We start from the raw sequence: 17,878 nt of genomic DNA on the forward strand, positions 1-17,878 counted from the left end.
TGTCTGCAAACACTCGCACGCTCGTGATTTACAGACCTACAACCTCGTGATTTACAGACCTACAACCTCGTGATTTGCAGACCTACGTTTCTTTAGGCAAAAAAAAGCAGCCGGTCGGCTGCTTTTTTGATTGCGTTTGCAATTACTGTTTTGCGTCGCGTACTGCGCGTAGCTGACCGAGTGCACGAGCCAGTTGAATTTGCAGTTCAGCAAATTCGTGATCTTGCATGTGCACAGCGATGGCTTTTTCGGCACGCTCTTTCGCTTCGAGCGCCGCTTTTTCATCGATGTCATCAACACGCAATGCCGTGTCAGCCAGTACCGTAATGCTGTCAGGTTGCACTTCTAAGAAACCGCCTTCCACATAGAAAACGTGTTCTTTGTTGTGCAAGGTCCGAACTTTGATTGGACCCGGCTTTAGTTTGGTAAGCAAAGGTTCGTGACCGGCCATAATACCGAGCGAACCTGAAATGCCTTCTGCTACCACAACTTCAGCAACACCAGAGAAGATGGCCTCTTCTGCACTTACGATGTCACAGTGGACAGTGATATTAGCCATCACACACCCCCTGATTAGCTAGCTGAACGTGCTTCGTGAGCAGCAACTACTTCGTCGATTGAGCCCTTCATGTAGAAGTCTTGCTCTGCAACGTGATCGTAGTCACCGTCCAAGATACCCTTGAAGCCACGGATTGTTTCTTTTAGCGAAACGTACTTACCAGGCGCGCCGGTAAAGATTTCAGCAACGTGGAACGGCTGCGATAGGAAACGCTCGATACGACGCGCGCGACCTACGATCTGTTTGTCTTCTTCAGATAGCTCGTCCATACCCAAAATCGCGATGATGTCTTTCAGCTCTTTATAACGCTGTAGTACACCTTGAACGCCACGCGCTACGTCGTAGTGCTCGTTACCGATGATTAGTGGGTCTAGCTGACGTGACGTTGAGTCTAGTGGGTCTACCGCAGGGTAAATACCAAGTGCTGCAATGTCACGGCTCAGTACAACTGTCGCGTCAAGGTGAGCGAAGGTTGTTGCTGGCGACGGGTCAGTCAAGTCGTCCGCTGGTACGTATACGGCCTGAACCGATGTAATAGAACCAACTTTAGTCGACGTAATACGTTCCTGTAGCGCACCCATCTCTTCTGCAAGCGTTGGCTGGTAACCTACGGCAGATGGCATACGGCCTAGCAGTGCTGATACCTCAGTACCCGCCAAGCTGTAACGGTAGATGTTATCTACGAAGAATAGAACGTCACGGCCTTCATCACGGAAACGCTCTGCCATTGTCAAACCAGTTAGTGCAACACGTAGACGGTTACCAGGTGGCTCGTTCATCTGACCGTAAACCATAGATACTTTTGATTCAGGCAGGTTATCAAGGTTGATAACGCCTGAGTCAGACATCTCATGGTAGAAGTCGTTACCTTCACGTGTACGCTCACCAACACCAGCGAATACCGAAAGACCAGAGTGCTCTTTCGCGATGTTGTTGATTAGCTCAAGCATGTTTACGGTTTTACCTACACCGGCACCACCGAACAGACCAACTTTACCACCCTTAGCGAATGGGCAGATTAGGTCGATTACCTTGATACCAGTTTCTAGTAGTTCGTTACCACCAGACTGCTCATCATAGGTAGGTGCTTGGCGGTGGATTTCCCAACGCTCTTTTTCACCAATAGGACCACGCTCGTCGATTGGGTTACCCAATACGTCCATAATGCGGCCTAGTGTTTCTGGACCAACTGGTACAGAAATTGGTGCACCTGAGTTCACTACTTCTAGGTTACGCTTCAAACCTTCTGAAGCACCCATTGCAATAGTACGTACTACGCCATCACCCAGCTGCTGCTGAACTTCTAGCGTTAAGTCTTCTGCTGTGACCTTAAGGGCATCATAAACCTTAGGTACACTGTCACGCGGGAATTCTACGTCAATTACCGCGCCGATGATCTGAACAATGCGTCCGCTACTCATCGTTGCTTTCCTCTTGAATTCTGCAAATGGTTACACCGCCGCAGCACCGCCGACGATTTCCGAAAGTTCCTGAGTAATCGCAGCCTGACGGGCTTTGTTGTACTTCAGGTTCAGTTCGTTAATAAAGTTACCGGCGTTATCCGTCGCGGCTTTCATCGCCAACATACGCGATGACTGCTCACAAGCGTTGTTGTCAACGACTGCTTGGTAAACCTGCGCTTCAATGAAACGCACCATCAGTTCGTTTAACAGTTTCTCGGCATCTGGTTCATAGATGTAGTCCCAAGAGTTACGCTTTGCGGTTTCGTCGTCGGCATGTTCCAACGGCAACAGCTGCTGCACGCTAGGCTCATATGACATCGCACTAATGAAGTCGTTGTATACAACGTACAGGCGGTCAATTTCGCCTGCTTCGTACTGATCTAGCATCACTTTGATACCACCAATCAGCTCACGAACTTCTGGCTTGTCACCCAGTGACTGGATAGAAGCGACAACATTGGCTTTGCGAGATTTGAAGAAGCCGGTACCTTTTGCGCCAATGGCACAAATGGCAACTTCAACGTTCTGCTCTTTCCACTGCTTCATTTCCTGTGACATTTTCTTGAACAAGTTAATGTTCAAGCCGCCACATAGGCCACGGTCGGTAGAAACCACAATGTAACCAACGCGCTTAACTTCGCGTTCCTGTAAATACAGGTGGCGATAGTCCGGATTGGCGTTTGCCAAGTGACCAATGACTGTGCGCAATCGTTGTGCGTACGGTTTACTGGCCTGCATCCGGTCTTGTGCTTTACGCATCTTACTCGCCGCAACCATTTGCATTGCAGACGTAATCTTTTGCGTATTTTTGATACTGCCAATTTTGGCGCGAATCTCTTTTCCGGCTGCCATGATCCTGTCCTATTGCCTGGTGATAGCCCGCCCAAGCGAGCTATCTAGGTTACCAAGTCTGGGTAGATTTAAACGTTTCAATCGAAGACTTCAATGCGTCTGCGATTTCGCCGTTGTAGTCACCCGTTGCGTTGATGTTATCCATCAACTCTTTACGCTCGGCTTTCATCCAGGCCAATAGCGCAGCTTCGAATGGCAGGATATCTTTTACTTCGATATCTTTTAGGAAACCATTATCCGCTGCGTACAGTACCACTGCCATGTCAGCAACTGACATAGGCTTGTACTGATCCTGCTTCATCAGTTCAGTCACTTTAGTACCGTGATCAAGCTGCGCACGCGTTGCCTCATCTAGGTCAGATGCAAACTGAGCGAATGCCGCCAATTCACGGTACTGAGCTAGTGCAGTACGAATACCGCCAGACAGCTTTTTGATGATCTTGGTCTGAGCCGAACCACCTACACGAGAAACCGAGATACCCGGGTTAACCGCAGGGCGGATACCAGAGTTGAACAAGTTAGTTTCTAGGAAGATCTGACCGTCGGTAATAGAAATTACGTTAGTCGGTACGAACGCAGAAACGTCACCCGCTTGGGTTTCAATGATCGGTAGCGCTGTCAAAGAACCAGTTTGGCCTTTCACTTCACCATTTGTCAGCTTCTCAACTTCTTCTGCATTGATGCGCGACGCGCGCTCAAGTAGACGAGAGTGGAGATAGAAAACGTCACCTGGGTAAGCCTCACGGCCTGGTGGACGCTTAAGCAACAATGAAATCTGACGGTAAGCCCAAGCTTGCTTCGTCAAATCATCGTAAATGATTAGGGCATCTTCGCCGCGGTCGCGGAAGTATTCACCCATTGCACAACCAGCGTATGCTGATAGGAACTGCATAGACGCAGGCGTCGACGCAGAAGCCGCTACAATGATTGTGTGCTTCAGGGCATCGTGCTCTTCAAGCTTGCGTACAACGTTAGCGATCGAAGATTGCTTCTGACCGATTGCAACGTATACACACTTGATGCCTGAGTCTTTCTGGTTGATGATCGCGTCAACTGCCATGGCTGTTTTACCAGTCTGGCGGTCACCAATAATCAGCTCACGCTGACCACGGCCGATTGGGATCATCGCATCTACAGACTTATAACCAGTTTGCACTGGCTGAGATACACCCTCACGAGCAATTACCCCTGGGGCAATTTTCTCTAGCGGTGAAGTCTGCTTGTTATTTAGCGGGCCTTTGCCGTCAATTGGGTTACCCAAAGCATCTACTACGCGGCCAAGTAGCTCAGGGCCAGTAGGTACTTCAAGAATACGACCTGTACACTTAGCAGTTTGACCTTCTGCTAGTGATAGGTAGTCACCCAATACAATGGCACCAACCGAGTCACGCTCGAGGTTAAGCGCCATACCAAATACGCCACCTTCGAACTCGATCATCTCACCGTACATTACGTCGGCAAGGCCATGAATACGAACGATACCGTCAGATACTGAAACGATGGTACCTTCGTTTTGTGGTTGTGGTGATAGATCAAGCGATTCAATTCGCTTCTTGATCACATCACTAATTTCTGATGGATTCAGTTGCTGCATGCCTTTTCCCCTTAGGAATTCATTGCTTCAGCCAGCTTCGCCAGTTTGCCGCGTACAGAGCCATCAAGTGTCACATCACCCGCGCGGATGATTACACCGCCAATAAGGCTGGCATCTACTTCTGAACGCAGAACAACTGGGCGACCGAAGCGGGCCGTCAGTTTTTCGTTCAAAGCTTTCTCTTGTGCGTCGGTCATGGCAAAGGCAGAGGTCACTACCGCTTGCACTTCAACACCAAGTTCAGCTTTTAGAGCTTCAAACTGCTCACGCACATTTGCGACAAGCGCCAAACGACCATTCTCAGCTAGGGCCAACAACAGGTTCTTAACACCAGCATCGTCACGGCCAAGCAACTCCACCAATGTATTGGCTTTTTGCTCAGCAGAGACCGATGGCTTACCTAGAAGCGCTGCAACCTTGTCTTCTGCAACAATCGCAGTCAACTCTGCTAACGCAGTGCTCCATAGCTCAATAGTGTTCTGCTGCTGGGCTAACTCGAAAACCGCCTTGGCATAGGGACGGGCCATAGTGCTAAGTTCCGCCATGGTTCCCTCCCCTTACAGGTCTGCCGCGAGTTTGTCGAGTAGCTCGCTATGTGCTTTTTCGTCGACTTGCGTCTGCAGAATTTTCTGCGCGCCTTCGACAGCTAGGGCAGCAACACGTGCACGTAATTCTTCGCGCGCACGATTCACTTCTTGCTCAATTTCAGCTTTTGCAGCGGCAACCAAGCGGTCTCCCTCTGCTGCAGCTTCCGCTTTCGACTCATCGATAATCTGAGTCGCGCGCTTATTAGCTTGCTCGATGATCACCGCTGCTTGCTGCTTCGCTTCGTTCAAAGACTTAGACGCATTTTCCTGCGCTAGTTCTAAGTCTTTGGCCGCGCGATCAGCTGCATTCAGGCCATCAGCGATCTTCTTCTTGCGCTCTTCAAGCGCTGCCACGATTGGGCCCCATACGAACTTAACGCACAGGTACACAAAGATGGCAAAGATGATCATTTGGACGAGCAGCGTGGCATTAACGTTCATGCCTGCACCCCTTTTTTATGTAAATGATTCAACGTTTATTGCTGTCTTGTGACTGGCGATTAAGCTAGGCCAGGAGCAACAACGAAGATCAAGTACATAGAGATACCAACACCGATAATTGGCACAGCGTCGATTAGACCAGCTAGTAGGAACATCTTAGTTTGTAGCATTGGTGCAATCTCTGGCTGACGTGCAGTTGCGTCAAGCAGCTTGCTGCCCAACATACCCATGCCCAAAGACGCCGCTAGTGCGCCAGCTGCCAAGATCACTGCTGCTGCGATGTATACCAGTTCCATTATGAACTCCTAATTTCTAAGGTTGGTTATATTAAGGTTATTAAAACTATTAATGGTCTTCGTGCGCTTGGCTTAGGTAAACCAAAGTTAGCGCCATGAAGATGAATGCTTGCAAAGGTACTACCAACAAGTGGTAAAGCGCCCAAGCTAGCTGCGACGCACCGCCTAGTACTGTGAAGAAACTAAAGCCAAGTGCAGTCATTGTTGCGATCAAGATAAAGATCACTTCACCTGCGTACATGTTGCCGAATAGACGAAGACCAAGTGAAACAGGTTTTGCGATCAGGCCAACTAACTCCATGAATAAGTTCACTGGAATAAATACAGCCTGAAGCACAGGGTTCTTGAAGCTAAATGGGTTGCAAGAAAGCTCTTTGATAAAGCCGAAGCCTTTCACTTTGAAGCTATAGAACAACACCAAGAAGAATACTGAGAACGATAGACCTAGCGTTACGTTAGGGTCAGTTGTTGGTACGATTTTCTGGTAAGGAACACCGAATACAACTTCTAGCGTGTAAGGAATCAAGTCTACTGGTAGGAACTTGAGTGCGTTCATCAGTAGTACCCAAACAAATACTGTTAGGGCAATCGGTGCAATCATAGGGTTGCGACCGTGGAAGATGTCTTTTGTTGTGCTTTCAACGAATTCAATCGTTGCTTCAACAATACCTACCAGCTTGCTGTTTGGCACGTCGGCTGTTGCTTTACGTGCTACCGATGCAAACACACCGATAAACAAAGCACCCATCAAGATCGCCCAAACTACTGAGTCAAAGTGGATCGCCCAGAAGCCAAGATCAGCGACTTTGTCGCCGCCGTAGAAGCCCCAGCCATAGTCCGGGTGGTTACCCAGAGCAAGGTTACTGAGGTGGTGTTGAATGTAATCGCTCGGTTGTTCGTAGACTCCGCCAGCCATTTATCCGTCCTCTTTCTGCCGTGTTACCGGCGTTTGAAGTTGCCAATGAATACAGACCACCCCCGATAAAGAAAGCACAAACAGCGAGACAATAAACACTTCCGGCTGCACGCTTGGGAACTGAATAAAAACGAGCGCGCAGCAAATTGCTGTTAAGACTAACTTTTCTATCGAGGCTTGGTAAAAACTTTGTACTATCTTGGACGGCTGGAAGCGTCCCCGTCGGCGCCAAGCTTTCAACTTGAACCAATACGTGGGTAACAACCAACACACCCAACCTAGCAGCACAGATATTGCCCAATCTGTGCTTGCCATTAATGCTAGCAGTGTCGCCCCAACTGCTAACAAAGAATTTGCGATAAACGCTTTCTGCAGTGACGGTGCTTTTACTGTTGATGGTCGATTGGAAAGCATCGGTCCATCCCCTTTGTCATTATCTCAGTCACTACAGTCAAAATTAACGCCGGACAGTATATTGGCTGACCTTCACGGGCGCAATAGAACAAAGCAAGAGAAATTCCCCTAACCTAAGTCAACGTTATGACTGATTGGCCTGACGAAGTAAACCATTCATTGATCAAACTTACCAAGTTGAAAGCTATTGGTTGTACTCATTCGCTGCCATTTAGATCTTGAACAATAATAACTGTGATTAATCTCACAACAGATGGGGAACCTTAATGACCATTTTGTGTTACGGCGAAGCATTGATCGACCTTTTAGGCGATAAAAACAACCACAAACAATTTTGTGCTCAATCAGGTGGTGCGCCTGCAAACGTAGCCGTTGGCATCGCCAAGCTTGGAGAAAACAGTGTATTTTTAGGAGGCTTTGGTAACGATTTGTTTTCAAGGCGACTAAAACAAGATCTGGCGGACTTCGGGGTTGAGGTGATTGCCGCCGATACCGACCGCAATACGGCACTTGCAATCATTAGTTTGGATGAAAACGGCGAGCGCAGCTTTGCCTTTCATCGACACAATACCGCTGACCTTATGCTAAACCAGCAAGCAATTGATTCTGCCATAGCATTAGCGCCGCAAGTGGTGCACTACTGTTCCAACACCCTTACCACAGAAGATAGCCGATACTGGCATGGGCAAGTGATACAGTCGTTACCTGGCTATAAGTCATACGATGTCAATTTGCGCCTTAACTTATGGGAAAGTGAGTCTCAAGCCATCATTGCAGCCAAAGAAGCGCTTAGCACTGCCGATTTAGTGAAACTTTCTGATGAAGAACAGCTAGCTTTAGCGCTGACTGACGATGATTTACTTGCCATGTCGAGTGACAAGACCATTCTGCTAACCGCCGGTAAGGCTCCCATTCATATTTTCTACCAAGGTCAACAAGCCAGCGTTGAACCACCGGTAGTCACCCCAGTTGATACAACAGCCGGTGGCGATGGTTTTATTAGTGGCGTGCTCGCTTGGATAGCCGCCAATCAATGGCCTGAGTCGATCGTTCAATGGCAACAGGCGGTGCAACAAGGCGCCCAAGTAGGTGCAAAAACAGTTACTCGCTATGGGTCGTTTGATGCATTGCCAGGGTTGGGGGAGCTGTGACCTGTCTGCAAACACTCGCTACGCTCGCGATTTACAGACCTACTAGATGTAGATGTTTGGGATTTTCCGTGCTGGATTTTGTCTGCAAACACTCGCTTCGCTCGTGATTTACGGACCCACCAATCGTCGGTTTTTGGTAGGTCCGTAAATAATGGCGAAGCCATTTTTGCGGACAAATCCTAAGGGATTCGCCTATGGCTATTCCTGCAAAATTGAACGTAGCATCCACGCCGTTTGCTCGTGTACCGAGATACGCTCAGTTAGTAAGTCGGCGGTCGGCTCATCATTCGCTTCGTCTAACAAGTCGAACAATGCTCGCGCTGTTCTCGCCACGGCTTCGTGGCCTTTAGCCAGCGCATCGACCATTTCTAATGCTTTAGGAGGATTAGACGGCGCTTGCTCAATGCTGGTCAGCTGGCCGAACTCGGCATACGACCCCGGTGCGTCATGACCGAGCGAACGAATGCGCTCCGCTATCACGTCAATGGCATTCCACAGCTCGGTGTACTGCTCTTCGAACATGGTGTGCAAGCTGTTAAACATTGGCCCTTTTACGTTCCAATGATAGTTGTGCGTATTTAGGTACAAAGTAAACGTATCTGCCAACACATGGCTAAGACCTTTGGCAATTTGTTCACGGTGCTGATCTGAAATTCCAATATTGATTGTCATACTTCACTCCATTCGTTGAAAAACACTTATCCAAGTGTAGTGTCCAAAACCATCATTAGTGCAAAACCGGCCATTAACCCCGTTGTAGCAAGGCTTTGATTGCCGTTGCGGTGCGTTTCGGGAATCACCTCGTGGGAGACCACAAATAACATCGCCCCGCCAGCAATGCCCAAGCCAATTGGGTAGCTATACAGCGAACCACTGCTTAACCCTACGCCAATTAATGCACCAACAGGCTCTAAAAATCCGCCAAGCGCAGCAATACCGATACTAGCAAGCGGCTTCACACCAATTGCTATCAGCGCTAAGGCTACTGCTAACCCCTCAGGTATATCTTGCAGCGCAATTGCGGTTGCCAGCGGCACCCCTACGCTCATATCGCCTTGGCTAAAGCCAACACCCACCGCCATGCCTTCCGGCAAGTTATGCAGGGCCATCGCCATCACAAACAGCCATACTCGGCTTAAGCGGTCGCTGCCAACACCATGCACCCCAGCGGTTTCGTGCTCATGCGGCATAAAGCGGTCGAGGCCAAACATCAACAACACGCCTAGCCCCATACCCCCAACAACCATTAGTGATGATAACGCTGGCGACCCCGTAATCTCCTGACCCGCCTCAATACCTGGGAGCAGTAGCGAAAATGCTGCTGCCGCCAGCATCATACCGGCAGCAAACCCCAACATAATATCGGTTGTGCTTTGTTTTACCTTGCGAAGCACCAAAGCTGGCACAGCACCTAACGTGGTTGCCACAAAACCAACGGTACCACCGGCTAGGGCATACAAAACGAAGCTATCACCCGTTTGCGACACGTTAATGATGGAGTCAACTAACAGCGCCAGAATGACCGCCAGCGCAACAATTAAACCCGCGGCAGCAAAAGGATGACGATGCGCTTGGGCAGACAGCTCATCCGTCAACTTGATATAGGCATCGACCATGGTGTACCTCGCTTGCAGAAACAATATGAGAGTAATATGGCACCTAAATGAGAATTATTCCAATTAAATAATTGATCCAGATCGATCAGATTATTAAATAATTGGAACTTTAACCGTGAGTACGCAAGAAGTAGAGTAGGCGATTAGTAGGTTTTTCAAACCGCAGGTTTGGGAAACATTGATCGATGGCGATACACGTTGCCCGGCGAAAAACTACACGCCGTGCAACCTACGTGGTCATTCGAGGTTGTACAAAGCGCAGCTTTGGGAAACTTGGGTTAACGACGACATGTCTGCAAAAATGGCTTCGCCATTATTTACAGACCTACTTGATCTTATTCAAAATGCCGTCGAGCTCTTCGAGTGAGCCGTACTTGATGGTAACGGTACCCTTGTTGCCTTTGCCATTTTTAATGGCAACAGGCGAGCCTAAGCGTTCGCTCAGTACTGTGGCTAATTTGCGAATATCTGGGTCTACCGCTTTCGCGGCTGGCTTGCTTTGCTGACCCCAGTTTTTAACCAGCTGCTCAGTTTGGCGAACACTTAACCCTTTAGAAACAACCTGTTGTGCGGCTATGAGTTGATCATTTTCTGACAAGCTCAATAGCGCCCGCGCATGGCCTGCTTCTAAATCACCGTGCTCGAGCATTTTGCGCACATCACTATTGAGTTTTAGCAAGCGCAACAAGTTGGTGACGGCGGTGCGAGATTTACCTACCGAATCGGCAACCTGCCCCTGCGTCATATCAAATTCTTCAATCAAGCGGTTCAGCGCCATGGCCTGCTCGATTGGGTTTAGCCCCTCTCGCTGCAGGTTTTCAATCAAGGCTAGCGCTGCAGTTTCTTCATCCGACACTTCGCGTACTAGTGCTGGAATGTTTTCCAGCTTAGCCAGCTGAGCGGCGCGCCAGCGACGCTCACCGGCGACAATTTCATAGTGCTCACCGACCGGGCGGACAACAATCGGCTGCATGATGCCATGCGCACGAATGGATGCTGCGAGCTCTTCAAGTGCTTCTGGCGCCATATCGCGGCGCGGTTGAAATGGGCTGACAACTATTTGCTCAACAGCCAGTTGTTTGAGGGTGTTATCCTGCGACTTGCTCTGCGGTTCAGCCGATTTTTGTACCGCCTCAATCGATTGGTGGCTGTGGCTGATTAAGCTGTTAAGGCCTCGTCCTAGGCCGCGTTTTTTTACAGTCATAATTTTAATATTTCTCAGGCAACACTAACAGGCTTGCGCTCGACACCATCGCGGCGGCGGATAAGCTCACCGGCCATGGCTAGATAAGACATCGCACCCTTGGAAGTTTTATCGTACATCAACGCAGGCAAACCATAACTTGGGGCTTCGGCTAGGCGAATGTTACGTGGAATCACGGTGCGGAAAAGTTTGTCGCCAAAATAATTACCCAGCTCAGTTGACACATCATTGGTTAAACTATTGCGCGCGTCGTACATGGTGCGCACAACGCCTTCTATTTCGAGCTCTGGGTTTGTGGCTTGCTGAATTTGCTCAATGGTATCAATCAGTGACGCTAAGCCTTCTAGGGCATAATATTCACACTGCACTGGCACCAAAACCGAATGGGCTGCCGTTAACGCATTCACCGTTAACAAGTTTAGCGATGGTGGGCAGTCGATCAGAATATAGTCGTAAGGCAAAGACTCATCACGCACGGCATTTTTTAAGCGATACTCACGACCCATTTTACTGACCAGCTCAACTTCGGCAGCGGTAAGGTCGCCATTACTGGCCACAACATCATAAAGCGATGGGCCTTCATCGCTGTCGGTAGCAGGCACAATGGCATCGGCTAAAGCAACTTCTTCCATCAGTAGGTCGTAACTGGTGTGCGCGGCCGAGTTTTTATCCACGCCACTGCCCATGGTGGCATTGCCCTGTGGGTCCAAATCAATCAGCAACACACGACGTTTGGTTGCTGCCAACGACGCTGCCAAGTTAATTGCAGTAGTAGTTTTACCCACTCCGCCTTTTTGATTGGTAATGGCAATGATTCGAGCCACGGTCGGAATCCTTCTCACAAACCCTAGGGGGCTTGTTAAGCGTTATCGAGTAATATGAACAATATGACGTTCGCCGTCGCTTTGCGGCACATCAATTTCGGTGACCTTAGACACTTTTGCCCAAGCAGGTAGGTCGGCGATCTCGTCGTGTGGATACACGCCTTTCATTGCTACCCATACACCAGTATCAGCTAAAGCTTGCTGCGACCAATTCACCATATCACGCAAACTAGCAAATGCACGACAGGTAATCATATCGAACTTTTGTTCTGGCTCATATTGTTCTAAGCGCGTGTGCTCAACAGAAAAGTTGTCGAGCTGTAGGTCAATCTTCACCTGCTGCAAGAAGCGGGTCTTTTTTCCATTGCTGTCCAGTGATACGACTTGTGTATCTGGCTGGCAAATAGCAATCATCACGCCTGGCATGCCACCACCAGAGCCCACATCGAGTACGGTCTTGCGATCGATAAAGGGTAAAACAGACAAACTATCGACCAAATGACGGCTGACCATTTCCATTGGGTCGCGCACTGCGGTTAGGTTATAAGCCTTGTTCCACTTTACCAAGAGCGCGTGGTAACGCAATAAGGCGCTCTGTTGCGCCTCACTAAGAGTGATATCTAATGCCTTGGCACCAGACATCAAAAGTTGTTGCTCATTCATGCAATTTTTGCCGCTTTACGTTGCTTTTTAATCGTAATCATCAGCAATGATACCGCGGCTGGCGTCACACCACTAATGCGGCTTGCTTGCGCTAAGGTGCCTGGCTGTACTTCTTTAAGCTTTTGCTTCACTTCGTTCGACAACGACGTCACCTGGTCGTAATCAAAACCAGCTGGAATCTGCATGCTCTCATTACGTTTTAGCTGCTCGATATCCTCTAACTGGCGAGCAATATAACCTTCGTAACGGGCAGAGATTTCAACCTGCTCGGCTTCAGCGAAGCTCAGTTCTTTTTCTGGCGCACCTTTTAGCGTGCCTACATCTTGATAGGTCACCCCTGGGCGCTTGAGCAAGTCGCGCAGCGACGCCTCTTTGCTTAGTGGCGCTTCTAAGAACTCATTCGCGGCTTGCGCTTCTTGTGAGCTTGGCGCAATAAAGGTTTGCGCTAGGCGCTGTGATTCTTTTTCGATGGTTTCACGCTTTTCACAGAATGCATGCCAGCGAGCATCGTCTACCAAACCAATGGCACGGCCTTGCTCGGTTAGGCGCAAGTCGGCATTGTCTTCACGCAGCACCAAGCGGTATTCGGCACGCGAGGTAAACATGCGGTACGGCTCTTTAGTGCCCATGGTAATAAGGTCGTCTGTTAACACACCAATATAGGCTTCATCACGACGAGGTGCCCAGCTGTCTTTATCTTGGGCACGCAGTGCAGCGTTGGCACCGGCCAGCAAGCCTTGTGCACCGGCTTCTTCATAGCCCGTGGTGCCGTTAATTTGACCAGCAAACCAGAGGTTTTTCAGGTACTTGGTTTCTAGCGTATTGTGCAAACCACGAGGGTCCATATAGTCATACTCAATGGCATAACCCGGGCGCGTAATATGGGCATTTTCAAAGCCCTTAATCGAGCGAATAAAGTCCATCTGCACATCAAACGGCAAGCTAGTAGAAATGCCATTTGGGTAAAGCTCATAGCTGTTTAAGCCTTCTGGCTCAACAAACACTTGGTGCGATGATTTATCGGCAAAGCGAGTAATTTTATCTTCAATCGATGGGCAATAACGCGGGCCAATGCCCTCGATTTCACCGGCAAACATAGGTGAGCGATCTAGGTTATTGCGAATAATGTCGTGTGTTTTTTCACTGGTGTGGGTAATCCAGCAGCACACCTGCTTAGGGTGCTCGCTCACAGAGCCCATGTAGCTCATGGGTGCTTTGATTTCATCGCCCCACTGCTCTTCCATGACCGAAAAGTCAACCGAGCGGGCATCGATACGAGCAGGTGTACCCGTTTTTAGGCGACCAACACTAAATGGCAACTCACGCAGGCGCTTAGATAGCGCATTCGATGGCTCATCGCCCATACGACCGCCCTGGTAGTTATCCATACCAATGTGGATCACGCCACCGAGGAAGGTACCTGTAGTAATCACCACCGACTTAGCCGAAAACTGAATGCCAGTTTTGGTCACCACACCACGCACTTCATCCCCTTCAACAATTAAGTCATCACAAGATTGTTGGAAAAAGTCTAGGTTGGGTTGGTTTTCAACAATGCTACGAATGGCTTGGCGATATAACTGGCGGTCGGCTTGGGCTCGCGTTGCACGCACAGCAGGGCCTTTGCGGCTATTCAGTACGCGCCATTGAATGCCCGCTTGGTCGGTTGCATGCGCCATGGCACCACCAAGGGCGTCGATTTCTTTTACCAAGTGGCTTTTACCAATACCACCAATGGCTGGGTTGCAAGACATAATGCCCACAGTTTCGATATTGTGGGTGAGCAATAGGGTGCTCGCCCCCATACGCGCACTGGCCAGCGCTGCTTCAGTACCGGCATGACCGCCACCAACAACAATTACATCATAGGCCTTTGGGTATCGCATTCGCTTGCTACCTTCTCTGCTTAAAATCTGTTCAAAAACTAACCAATCGGGCGCGCTATTATACGCAGCCAGCACACATTTGCACCTGCCCAATCGCAAAAATTAACAACAGGTAGGTCCGTAAATAACGACGCAGTCGTTTTTGCGGACAGAGGCACCAAGACAGCATTAATCAAAAGTACAAATAGGAATGAACTTGCGGAAGTACATTTGCGCGCGTTCAGCCGCCTTAGGATCGTCGGCTTCCCACACAGCAGCAATTTTGAATAGGTAGTTTTCGGTTTGGTATAAAAACACTTCCATTTGTTTGGCTGGCGTGCCGTCTACATTGTAATTCTCAAGCACATAGCGCTGACCAACAAAAGGCATCATCACCTTTTCATCAACCAGTACTTCACCTTCAAACGCTGCCACATCTTGTTCAAAGATTTTTTGGCGCTCTAGTGCAACTGGCGTACCCATCTGATCTTCAGGAAAGGTAAGGCCCTGCACCATCGCAGACATGCCACGGCGATAGGCATAATACACTTCGGAGGTGATGCCATCACGCTCAGCCGTCTCATACTTAGGTGCTTTTTCAAAGCTTACTTGAATATGATCAGATAACTGCACTGGGTGATTGAACTCAGGCTTTTTATCGATGGTTGGCCAATTGCGCCAGGCAAATAATGCGAGCAATGCACCTACGATGATTGTGACAATGATTTTTTTAGCCATGCTACCCCTCCAATGGTGGAATGATAACATGTTGCCCGAACAGGCAAAGGATTAGCGGTGTTAACTAGAGCACAGGCAAAGCAAACCGTTCAGTTAGTAGCCAATACACTGTGCATCACCACATACCGACAGTTCGGACACGTTTAACACAGCGGGCACCAGATCATCGGTCGAAAAGTAGTAGCTAATTGCGATCAACGCAGAAGCTTGAATGACAAAAAACGCCAACAAAACTAGCAAAAAGCGTTTTACGTTGTAACGAGGAAAATCCATTTCACTATCATCATTCATGTTCATCTTGTCCTCTCAATAAGCACCGCTATCTTAGTGTAGTTATCGGTTGCAGTGCCTAATTCCATCAGCAAAAAATTGTAGACATTGTTGATCAAATTGTAACCAAATGCGTAGTTTTACCAGTATAGTGGTAACGTTTCCAATTTTATGACGTTATTGTGTTTTTTTGCAAACTTGCATACCAATTCGGTAACTAATTATAGCCTTTTGGGTAGAGGGAGCGCCCTAGTATGCTGCTAGCGCGATAACTTCAAATCAATCACACGCGTTCCAGCAAGGTAGTCGTGCAAGCAGCGGCGTTTGTAGAAGATCGGTAGGGCATTGGCGAGAGATAACAATGGCACCAAGTCGGCAAATAACAGCAATAAGTAGCGGCGGGTTACCATTACATTCATTGCAACCGGGCTGCCGTGCATATGAGTAATGCGAATGTTAAACAAACGCTTACCTATAGTTTGGCCATGCTGAGCTAACAACTTGCCGTTAATGATGAAGAAGATAGCAGCCCCTAACACGGTAAACAGCACTTGCACCTGAAAAGGTAGAATCGCCACACCGTTTTCGACAGAGATAGGGATATCTGGCACAAACACCACAACCACTATGGCTGCTATTAGCGATCGGATAAGTACGTCAACAATGAACGCGCCAAGGCGTTTACCAATAGATGCGTCGACTAGATGCTGTGGAATGGGTTGCTGTGTCATAAATTACCTCGAAACAATGCTGCGCATAATAGGCAGCCCACTAACATTACGCAACTTAGACTAAGTTAAGACTATGACAGATAGTAAAACGGCAGCCTCAGCTGCCGTTAATCATGCTTGTATAAAGACGCTATCAACCAGCACCTAACCAGATGTAGCGCGCTAATAAAATAGCAGCCACACCATAAAGCAATGGATGCACATCTTTATGGCGCCCGGTTAGTACTTTTAAACCAACGTAAGAAATCACACCCCAGCTCACACCATTGGCAATAGAATAAGTGAGCGGCATCATGATGACTGTTAGAAATACTGGAATAGAGCTGGTGTAGTCGTCCCACTTCACGCTGTTTAGGCCAGACAACATCATGGCACCAACCAAAATAAGCGCTGGTGCGGTTGCTGCACCAGGCACCGCTGTTGCCAATGGCCACAAGAACATAGCAAGTAGGAACAATATACCCACTACAACCGCTGTGACACCAGTACGGCCGCCTTCATCAATACCTGAAGCAGATTCGATGTAGGCAGTAGTCGTAGACGTACCCATTAAGGCACCAAACATGGTTGCAAAGCCATCGGCAGCGAATGCACGGCGAGAGCGTGGCATGTCATCTACACCGTTTTCTTCCTTCATATAACCAGCTTTGTTAGCCAGCGCCATTAGCGTGCCGGTTGAATCGAAGAAATCAACGAAGAAGAATGTAAAGATCACACCCATCACACCAAGCTCGAACGCTTTACCAAAATCGAGTGCGAATACCAGATCAGATGGCCAAACTGGGGCGGCGAAAATACCCAAAAACTGGCCATTAAAGCCAGTAAAGCTTCCCAAACCTTCAGCACCAACGTAAACAGGCGCTTTTGTTACAATGGCTAGCAATGTAGCAGCAACAATACCAACCAAAATAGCACCGCGAATACGCAACGCCATCAAGGTACCCGTTACCACTAATCCAAATAGCGCGATCAGTACCGGGCCTGCTGTTAAGTCACCCAAGCCAACTAGGGTAGCTGGGTTATCAACAATAATGCCGGCGTTTTGCATGCCAATAAAGGCTAAGAACATGCCAATACCGCCAGTAACGGCAAACTTTAGGTCGTGTGGAATAGCACGAACAATGGCCTGGCGAGCACCAAAAATGGCAAAAATCGAGAACAGCACACCAGAAATAAATACCGCCGCCAAAGCAGTTTGCCATTCAATGCCATCGCCTAATACAACGGTAAAAGCAAAGTAAGCGTTTAGCCCCATGCCTGGCGCCAATGCAAACGGATAACGCGCGACGATACCCATAAACAAAGAGCCAACACCGGCAGCAATGGCAGTCACCATCATTAGCTGCACAAAGGCGTTGTCGATGCCAGTAATGGCTGCGCCTAGGATATCTGGGTTAACGAATAAGATGTAACTCATTGTTAGGAATGTGGTTACACCGGCACGGATCTCTTGTGACCAAGAGCTATTGGCGTCTTTAATGCCAAAGTACTTTTCAATGCTTGCTAACACGCGCGCACCTCGGATTTTAGTTGGAGAGAATCGAAGAACACAGCTAGCGCTGTGTGGCCTTTAATTTTTAATTTTTGTTATTTAAGACCAATTTGGCGCAAGCATAATCGTTTCTGAATAATTTATGAACATGTTGGTAGGGATAATTTGGGGATACTCTGTAAACTACCTGTGATAGATCAAG

20 protein-coding genes are annotated in these 17,878 nt (G+C 48.6%); 1 reads left to right on the forward strand and 19 read right to left on the reverse strand.

The window, feature by feature from the left end:
- Positions 1 to 142 precede the first annotated feature (142 nt).
- Genes DUW71_RS10045 through DUW71_RS18090 form a run of 9 tightly spaced genes read right to left on the reverse strand, consistent with a single transcriptional unit; the run spans position 143 to position 7,122 of the window.
- A complete protein-coding gene (locus DUW71_RS10045) occupies positions 143 to 559 on the reverse strand; it encodes a F0F1 ATP synthase subunit epsilon (RefSeq protein ID WP_119395130.1) in 417 nt (138 codons plus the stop codon).
- Positions 560 to 573: 14 nt separating this feature from the next.
- Positions 574 to 1,980, reverse strand: a complete 1,407-nt coding sequence (atpD, locus tag DUW71_RS10050; protein ID WP_119395131.1) for a F0F1 ATP synthase subunit beta — start codon at positions 1,978 to 1,980, stop codon at positions 574 to 576.
- A gap of 30 nt (positions 1,981 to 2,010) precedes the next feature.
- Positions 2,011 to 2,874, reverse strand: a complete 864-nt coding sequence (gene atpG / locus DUW71_RS10055; RefSeq protein ID WP_119395132.1) for a F0F1 ATP synthase subunit gamma — start codon at positions 2,872 to 2,874, stop codon at positions 2,011 to 2,013.
- Between the two features lie 49 nt (positions 2,875 to 2,923).
- Positions 2,924 to 4,468, reverse strand: a complete 1,545-nt coding sequence (gene atpA / locus DUW71_RS10060; protein WP_119395133.1) for a F0F1 ATP synthase subunit alpha — start codon at positions 4,466 to 4,468, stop codon at positions 2,924 to 2,926.
- Positions 4,469 to 4,479: 11 nt separating this feature from the next.
- Complete coding sequence (locus DUW71_RS10065; protein ID WP_119395134.1) at positions 4,480 to 5,013, reverse strand: F0F1 ATP synthase subunit delta; 534 nt, start codon at positions 5,011 to 5,013, stop codon at positions 4,480 to 4,482.
- Positions 5,014 to 5,025: 12 nt separating this feature from the next.
- Positions 5,026 to 5,496, reverse strand: coding sequence for a F0F1 ATP synthase subunit B (locus DUW71_RS10070; protein WP_119395135.1), 471 nt, complete (start codon positions 5,494 to 5,496; stop codon positions 5,026 to 5,028).
- A 59-nt stretch (positions 5,497 to 5,555) separates the two neighbouring features.
- Complete coding sequence (gene atpE / locus DUW71_RS10075) at positions 5,556 to 5,792, reverse strand: F0F1 ATP synthase subunit C (protein ID WP_119395136.1); 237 nt, start codon at positions 5,790 to 5,792, stop codon at positions 5,556 to 5,558.
- Between the two features lie 49 nt (positions 5,793 to 5,841).
- Positions 5,842 to 6,708, reverse strand: coding sequence for a F0F1 ATP synthase subunit A (gene atpB / locus DUW71_RS10080; RefSeq protein WP_119395137.1), 867 nt, complete (start codon positions 6,706 to 6,708; stop codon positions 5,842 to 5,844).
- Positions 6,709 to 7,122, reverse strand: a complete 414-nt coding sequence (locus DUW71_RS18090) for an ATP synthase subunit I (protein ID WP_119395138.1) — start codon at positions 7,120 to 7,122, stop codon at positions 6,709 to 6,711.
- Between the two features lie 266 nt (positions 7,123 to 7,388).
- Here DUW71_RS18090 and DUW71_RS10090 point away from each other — a divergent pair, with 266 nt between their 5' ends.
- Positions 7,389 to 8,273, forward strand: a complete 885-nt coding sequence (locus tag DUW71_RS10090) for a carbohydrate kinase family protein (protein WP_119395139.1) — start codon at positions 7,389 to 7,391, stop codon at positions 8,271 to 8,273.
- A gap of 198 nt (positions 8,274 to 8,471) precedes the next feature.
- Here the strand turns inward: DUW71_RS10090 and DUW71_RS10095 are convergent, their stop codons facing one another.
- From DUW71_RS10095 to DUW71_RS10140, 10 genes are all read right to left on the reverse strand, one after another.
- Positions 8,472 to 8,945, reverse strand: coding sequence for a Dps family protein (locus DUW71_RS10095; RefSeq protein WP_119395140.1), 474 nt, complete (start codon positions 8,943 to 8,945; stop codon positions 8,472 to 8,474).
- A 26-nt stretch (positions 8,946 to 8,971) separates the two neighbouring features.
- Positions 8,972 to 9,889, reverse strand: coding sequence for a ZIP family metal transporter (locus tag DUW71_RS10100; RefSeq protein ID WP_119395141.1), 918 nt, complete (start codon positions 9,887 to 9,889; stop codon positions 8,972 to 8,974).
- 325 nt (positions 9,890 to 10,214) lie between these two features.
- Entirely contained in the window at positions 10,215 to 11,093 is an 879-nt protein-coding gene (locus DUW71_RS10105; protein ID WP_119395142.1) for a ParB/RepB/Spo0J family partition protein, read from the reverse strand.
- Positions 11,094 to 11,107: 14 nt separating this feature from the next.
- The gene (locus tag DUW71_RS10110; protein ID WP_119395143.1) at positions 11,108 to 11,917 is read right to left on the reverse strand and encodes a ParA family protein; all 810 of its coding nucleotides are present in this window, start codon (positions 11,915 to 11,917) and stop codon (positions 11,108 to 11,110) included.
- 42 nt (positions 11,918 to 11,959) lie between these two features.
- Positions 11,960 to 12,580, reverse strand: a complete 621-nt coding sequence (gene rsmG, locus DUW71_RS10115; protein ID WP_119395144.1) for a 16S rRNA (guanine(527)-N(7))-methyltransferase RsmG — start codon at positions 12,578 to 12,580, stop codon at positions 11,960 to 11,962.
- On the reverse strand, positions 12,577 to 14,466 hold the full coding sequence (mnmG, locus tag DUW71_RS10120) for a tRNA uridine-5-carboxymethylaminomethyl(34) synthesis enzyme MnmG (protein WP_119395307.1): 1,890 nt from the start codon (positions 14,464 to 14,466) through the stop codon (positions 12,577 to 12,579). Before mnmG ends, rsmG begins: the two co-directional genes overlap by 4 nt.
- 168 nt (positions 14,467 to 14,634) lie before the next feature.
- Positions 14,635 to 15,183, reverse strand: coding sequence for a hypothetical protein (locus DUW71_RS10125; RefSeq protein ID WP_119395145.1), 549 nt, complete (start codon positions 15,181 to 15,183; stop codon positions 14,635 to 14,637).
- Between the two features lie 93 nt (positions 15,184 to 15,276).
- A complete protein-coding gene (locus tag DUW71_RS10130) occupies positions 15,277 to 15,480 on the reverse strand; it encodes a hypothetical protein (RefSeq protein ID WP_158583969.1) in 204 nt (67 codons plus the stop codon).
- 233 nt (positions 15,481 to 15,713) lie between these two features.
- Positions 15,714 to 16,184 (reverse strand): RDD family protein, encoded by a 471-nt coding sequence (locus DUW71_RS10135; RefSeq protein ID WP_119395147.1) that lies wholly within the window; start codon positions 16,182 to 16,184, stop codon positions 15,714 to 15,716.
- Positions 16,185 to 16,317: 133 nt separating this feature from the next.
- On the reverse strand, positions 16,318 to 17,694 hold the full coding sequence (locus DUW71_RS10140; RefSeq protein ID WP_233546096.1) for an NCS2 family permease: 1,377 nt from the start codon (positions 17,692 to 17,694) through the stop codon (positions 16,318 to 16,320).
- Positions 17,695 to 17,878 lie beyond the last annotated feature (184 nt).

This window comes from Salinibius halmophilus, from assembly GCF_003577475.1.
GTDB lineage: Bacteria > Pseudomonadota > Gammaproteobacteria > Pseudomonadales > Natronospirillaceae > Salinibius > Salinibius halmophilus.

Excerpts from the sequence above, each read along its gene's own strand:
- DUW71_RS10045 (WP_119395130.1), bottom strand. The coding sequence starts at position 559 with ATGGCTAATATCACTGTCCACTGTGACATCGTAAGTGCAGAAGAGGCC.
- atpD (WP_119395131.1), bottom strand. The coding sequence starts at position 1,980 with ATGAGTAGCGGACGCATTGTTCAGATCATCGGCGCGGTAATTGACGTA.
- atpG (WP_119395132.1), bottom strand. The coding sequence starts at position 2,874 with ATGGCAGCCGGAAAAGAGATTCGCGCCAAAATTGGCAGTATCAAAAAT.
- atpA (WP_119395133.1), bottom strand. The coding sequence starts at position 4,468 with ATGCAGCAACTGAATCCATCAGAAATTAGTGATGTGATCAAGAAGCGA.
- DUW71_RS10065 (WP_119395134.1), bottom strand. The coding sequence starts at position 5,013 with ATGGCGGAACTTAGCACTATGGCCCGTCCCTATGCCAAGGCGGTTTTC.
- DUW71_RS10070 (WP_119395135.1), bottom strand. The coding sequence starts at position 5,496 with ATGAACGTTAATGCCACGCTGCTCGTCCAAATGATCATCTTTGCCATC.
- atpE (WP_119395136.1), bottom strand. The coding sequence starts at position 5,792 with ATGGAACTGGTATACATCGCAGCAGCAGTGATCTTGGCAGCTGGCGCA.
- atpB (WP_119395137.1), bottom strand. The coding sequence starts at position 6,708 with ATGGCTGGCGGAGTCTACGAACAACCGAGCGATTACATTCAACACCAC.
- DUW71_RS18090 (WP_119395138.1), bottom strand. The coding sequence starts at position 7,122 with ATGCTTTCCAATCGACCATCAACAGTAAAAGCACCGTCACTGCAGAAA.
- DUW71_RS10090 (WP_119395139.1), top strand. The coding sequence starts at position 7,389 with ATGACCATTTTGTGTTACGGCGAAGCATTGATCGACCTTTTAGGCGAT.
- DUW71_RS10095 (WP_119395140.1), bottom strand. The coding sequence starts at position 8,945 with ATGACAATCAATATTGGAATTTCAGATCAGCACCGTGAACAAATTGCC.
- DUW71_RS10100 (WP_119395141.1), bottom strand. The coding sequence starts at position 9,889 with ATGGTCGATGCCTATATCAAGTTGACGGATGAGCTGTCTGCCCAAGCG.
- DUW71_RS10105 (WP_119395142.1), bottom strand. The coding sequence starts at position 11,093 with ATGACTGTAAAAAAACGCGGCCTAGGACGAGGCCTTAACAGCTTAATC.
- rsmG (WP_119395144.1), bottom strand. The coding sequence starts at position 12,580 with ATGAATGAGCAACAACTTTTGATGTCTGGTGCCAAGGCATTAGATATC.
- mnmG (WP_119395307.1), bottom strand. The coding sequence starts at position 14,466 with ATGCGATACCCAAAGGCCTATGATGTAATTGTTGTTGGTGGCGGTCAT.
- DUW71_RS10125 (WP_119395145.1), bottom strand. The coding sequence starts at position 15,183 with ATGGCTAAAAAAATCATTGTCACAATCATCGTAGGTGCATTGCTCGCA.
- DUW71_RS10130 (WP_158583969.1), bottom strand. The coding sequence starts at position 15,480 with ATGAACATGAATGATGATAGTGAAATGGATTTTCCTCGTTACAACGTA.
- DUW71_RS10135 (WP_119395147.1), bottom strand. The coding sequence starts at position 16,184 with ATGACACAGCAACCCATTCCACAGCATCTAGTCGACGCATCTATTGGT.